5 protein-coding genes are annotated in these 3,881 nt (G+C 71.7%); 2 read left to right on the top strand and 3 right to left on the bottom strand.

Annotated elements, in window-relative coordinates:
- Positions 1-28 precede the first annotated feature (28 nt).
- The gene (locus AC30N0_RS11655; RefSeq protein WP_489518077.1) at positions 29-463 is read right to left on the bottom strand and encodes a DUF3717 domain-containing protein; all 435 of its coding nucleotides are present in this window, start codon (positions 461-463) and stop codon (positions 29-31) included.
- A 105-nt stretch (positions 464-568) separates the two neighbouring features.
- The gene (locus AC30N0_RS11650) at positions 569-1,024 is read right to left on the bottom strand and encodes a hypothetical protein (protein WP_489518076.1); all 456 of its coding nucleotides are present in this window, start codon (positions 1,022-1,024) and stop codon (positions 569-571) included.
- A gap of 230 nt (positions 1,025-1,254) precedes the next feature.
- Here AC30N0_RS11650 and AC30N0_RS11645 point away from each other — a divergent pair, with 230 nt between their 5' ends.
- On the top strand, positions 1,255-1,806 hold the full coding sequence (locus AC30N0_RS11645) for a pilin (RefSeq protein WP_489518075.1): 552 nt from the start codon (positions 1,255-1,257) through the stop codon (positions 1,804-1,806).
- On the opposite strand, the gene AC30N0_RS11640 is transcribed toward AC30N0_RS11645, so the two are convergent.
- Positions 1,766-2,284 carry an MgtC/SapB family protein gene (locus AC30N0_RS11640; RefSeq protein WP_489518078.1) on the bottom strand — a complete coding sequence of 173 codons (519 nt, stop codon included), beginning with the start codon at positions 2,282-2,284 and terminating at the stop codon, positions 1,766-1,768. The two genes, AC30N0_RS11645 and AC30N0_RS11640, sit on opposite strands and share 41 nt — an antisense overlap.
- A gap of 172 nt (positions 2,285-2,456) precedes the next feature.
- Between AC30N0_RS11640 and AC30N0_RS11635 the strand changes: the two genes are divergently transcribed.
- A complete protein-coding gene (locus tag AC30N0_RS11635; RefSeq protein WP_489518074.1) occupies positions 2,457-3,719 on the top strand; it encodes an SUMF1/EgtB/PvdO family nonheme iron enzyme in 1,263 nt (420 codons plus the stop codon).
- The last annotated feature ends 162 nt before the right edge of the window (positions 3,720-3,881 follow it).

Raw genomic sequence — 3,881 nt, 5'->3', positions numbered from 1 at the left:
CGCGCGCTCGCCAACAGAGGCGGCCGACTCATGCGGCCGCGGCGCTCTTCGCTGTCTCCGGCTCGTGGGCGCGCTCGGCGTATCGGTTGAAGCGCCAGGCCGTGCCGTCGCGCGTGATGCGGCGCCAGGTCTGGCGCTTCTCGGCGGGCGACATCTCGGTCCAGCGCTGGACCTCGAGGAAGGTGCGGCCGCAGCCCTTGCAGACGGCGTCGCCCTGGCTGGTCGAGCAGATGGCGATGCACGGCGCGTCGGGCGTCGATGCGTACCACTCGAGCCAGGCGGCGCTGGCGGCCGCAGGCATCGACGCCTCGTCGCACTCGACCTCGTGGTAATAGACCATCAGGGCGTATACCTCGGCCAGGGCGAGCACCTCGGCGCAGGCCGTGATCCCGTCGGGTGAAGGCTTCTTCTCGCGCCACCAGTTGATGGCCGATTCGATGTCGGTGATGTGCAGGGCGGCCACGGGCAGCGGCGCCTCGGCCGGAGGCAGCGAGGCAGACAGGAAGGGCAGCGAAGAATAGCAGCCGCCCCCGGTCGGGGGCGGGCGCAGGGCAGTCCGCCGCGGGGCTTACTTGGTCGCGCCGCTGGCGGTCGCGCCGGGGGGCAGGGTGATGATCGTCGGCGTCCCCACGGTCGTCGTCGTGGTTTCGCGGAGCACACCGCCGCCGGCGACGCTGCCGGAGGTGCTCGTGCGCTGGTTGGCGCTGGTCGGGCCCTTGATGCGGGCGATGCAATCGGCGCGCTCTGCGGCGGGCAACGCATTGCAGCGGTCGGTGGCGTTCTGCGCCGCCGAGCCGCTGTTGTCGAGGCCGTTGCGCTTGCGTTCCTGGGCTGCGGCACCTGCTTCCTTGAGGCAGGTGGCGCGATCCTGGGCCGTCCTGCCGGTTTCGCAGTCGGCGCGTTCCTTCACGTAGGTCGTCTTGGCGGCCGGTGCGCTCGCGCCGGCGGCGAAGGACGGCGTGGCGGCGGTGGCGGCGAGGCCGACCAGGATGAGCCCGGTCAGCGATGCAAGGTTCGTTTTCATGGCGTGTCCTCCGGGACGGCTGGTTCGAGTCGACAGGCGCGAACTTACGCGGCGCACCGCGCCAGGGTCGTAGGACGGTGCCGGGACGTGCCGCCGCCGAAGTTCCCGTTCGGCACCCTGCCCGGGCCTTTCGCACGGAAGCGCGATCGCGTGTGGGCGGGGGTGGCGAGCACAGCCGGAGAATGGCCGGCTTCGCTGCGGCCGCGCCGGGTCAGCGACACCTGCCCAGCATGCATCGGTCCACCGTCAGCCCCTCCGCCCCCGCCCGTACGCCGCGCCGTTCCCGATCGACGGGCTTTTCCCTGCTCGAGCTGATGGTGGTGGTGGCCATCATCGTCATCCTGGCCCTGATCGCGCTGCCCGGGATTCCCGACAAGGTGATCCGCGACCAGATCGTCGAAGGCATGAAGCTGACCGAGATCGCCAAGGCGCCGGTCGCCCTGTCCTGGGCGGCCGGGGCCCGGCTGCCGGTCAGCAACGCCGAGGCGGGGCTGCCGGCGGCCGAGCAGATCGTCAACAACTACATCAGCTCGGTGGCCATCGAGTCCGGTGCGATCCAGGTGACGTTCGGCAACCGCGCCAACGCCAACATCCGCGGCAAGGTGCTGAGCCTTCGCCCCGGCGTCGTCGAGGCGGCCCCCATGGTTCCGGTGGCCTGGGTGTGCGGGCACGCCGAGCCGCCGAACCGCATGACGGCGAAGGGACTCAACAAGACCACCGTGCCGCTTCGGTTCCTGCCGCTCAACTGTCGCGCTCTCGCGCCTGCCGCTCCCCCGGGCTGATCTCGCCGCGCTCCTCCTTGTCCCTCATGACGCGTCGCTCGAGGCGCAGCAGCACGGACAGGATGATGATGACCAGGATGGTGCTGATGACGGCCGTCGTCTCGCGGCCGAGGCCGACGGTCATGCCGATGGCGGCGGTGGTCCAGATCCCCGCCGCGGTGGTCAGGCCGCGCACCTTGCCGCTGTCGCTCTGCTTGATCACCGCACCGGCGCCGAGGAAGCCGATGCCGGCGAGCAGGCCCTGGATGACGCGGCTCATCGCCTCGGGACCCATGCCGGTCTGCAGCGGCACCAGGATGAAGAGGGCGGTGCCGAGGGCGACCAGCATGTGCGTGCGAAGGCCGGCGCTGCTGTCCCGGCTCTCGCGCTCGTAGCCGATCGCCGCGCCGAGCAGCATCGCCAGGCCCAACCGCAGCAGGAGCCGGGTCAGCTGCTCTGCGTCCGGCACGTCGCTGAACTCCTGCCGAACGGTCTCCATGACCACGGTCCACACGGTGTCTCTCCTGCTCTGGCGGCTCGCGCTCGGATTGTCCCGACACCGCAGGGCGAAGTATCGGGGGCCGCGTCGAGGCCCTTTACGGCGCCGCCCATGCCGCGGCAGTCGCCGCTTCACGTCGGCCGTTGATAGGATGGTCGCAAGACTCCCTTCGATGAAGACCGTGCTCGACCTCGATGCGCCCCACCTCGACCACGCCCGCCTGCGCACGGCGGGCAAGGACGTCCTGTCGCTGGCCCTGATCGACGCCCGCAACCACACCCTGCGCTGGGCGGCGGCGCTCGAGGGCGCGCGCGACGGCCAGGGGCTGGTCCTGCCCGGCGACCTCGCACCGGCGACCGCGGCCGAGCTCGACCCGCCGCTCTGGACCTTCGGCCACATCGCCTGGTTCCAGGAGTACTGGATCGCGCGCAACGTGCAGCGGGCCCGCGGCGAGGCCGCCGACCCGACGCATCCGCGCCTGGCCTCGATCGTCGCCCACGCCGACCGCTGGTACGACCCGGCGCTCGTGCCGCGGCCGCGCCGGCGCGCTCTCGCCGCCGGCGACCTGCCCGACATGCAGGAGACGCGGCAGTACCTGGTCGACACGCTGGAGACGACGCTCGAGCTGCTCGCCGCCGTCAAGGGAGAGAGCGACGACGCGCTCTACTTCCACCGCCTCGCGCTCTTCCACGAGGAGATGCGCTTCGAGGTTTTCGCCGTGCTGGCGCAGACGCTCGGCATCGACTCGCCGCGCATCCCGCGCATCGCGACGCAGGCGGCCCGCCCGCCGCTCCTCTTTCCAGCGACACGCTGGCTGCTCGGCACAGGCACGCCCGGCTTTCGCTTCGACGACCAGCGCGAGCCGCACGCGGTCGACATCCCGGAGTTCGAGATCGACGCGCAGGCCGTGACCTGGGGCCAGTACGGCGAGTTCGTCGAGGACGGCGGCTACGACGAGCGCGAGCACTGGAGCCCGGCCGGCTGGACCTGGCTCGAGAGGGAAGGCCGGCGCACGCCGCGCCATGTCGACCAGATGCGGCACGGCGTGCTGCAGCGCCGCTTCGGGCAGCTCGCCCGCGTGCCGCTGAACCAGCCGGCGGTCCACGTCAGCAGCTACGAAGCCGAGGCCTGGTGTCGCTGGGCCGGGCGCCGCCTGCCCAGCGAGGTGGAGTGGGAAGCGGCGGCGCACCAGGGGGCGACGCGCGGGATGCGCTGGGGCGAGGTCTGGGAGTGGACGGCAAGCACTTTCCGGCCCTATCCCGGCTACGTCGCCGGGCCGTGGCGCGACTACTCGAAGCCCGCCTTCGGCCGGCTGAAGGTCCTGCGCGGCGCCTCGTTCGCGACACGGCCGAGCCTGCGCAGCGCGCGCTTCCGCCGCGCCGCGGCGGCCGAGAGCGACGACGGCTTCTTCGGCTTCAGGAGCTGCGCGCCTTAGGGAAAGCCCGTTAGGCCGGGTTGGTCCGCCGCTCGAACAATGGATCGAACGGCCCTCGTCGAGCGCCGCCAAGAACAGCGCAACAGGAGACCGGCGTGGACGTTCCCATCACCCTGACCGTGAACGGCAAGACCGTCACCAAGTCGATCGATCCGCGTACGC

The organism is Rhizobacter sp., assembly GCF_031412495.1.
Taxonomy (GTDB): domain Bacteria; phylum Pseudomonadota; class Gammaproteobacteria; order Burkholderiales; family Burkholderiaceae_C; genus Schlegelella_A.
The sequence above is the reverse complement of the archived record's forward strand: the minus strand, read 5'-3'. Positions and strand labels throughout refer to the sequence as shown.

Excerpts from the sequence above, each read along its gene's own strand:
- AC30N0_RS11650 (WP_489518076.1), bottom strand. The coding sequence starts at position 1,024 with ATGAAAACGAACCTTGCATCGCTGACCGGGCTCATCCTGGTCGGCCTC.
- AC30N0_RS11645 (WP_489518075.1), top strand. The coding sequence starts at position 1,255 with ATGCATCGGTCCACCGTCAGCCCCTCCGCCCCCGCCCGTACGCCGCGC.
- AC30N0_RS11640 (WP_489518078.1), bottom strand. The coding sequence starts at position 2,284 with ATGGAGACCGTTCGGCAGGAGTTCAGCGACGTGCCGGACGCAGAGCAG.
- AC30N0_RS11635 (WP_489518074.1), top strand. The coding sequence starts at position 2,457 with ATGAAGACCGTGCTCGACCTCGATGCGCCCCACCTCGACCACGCCCGC.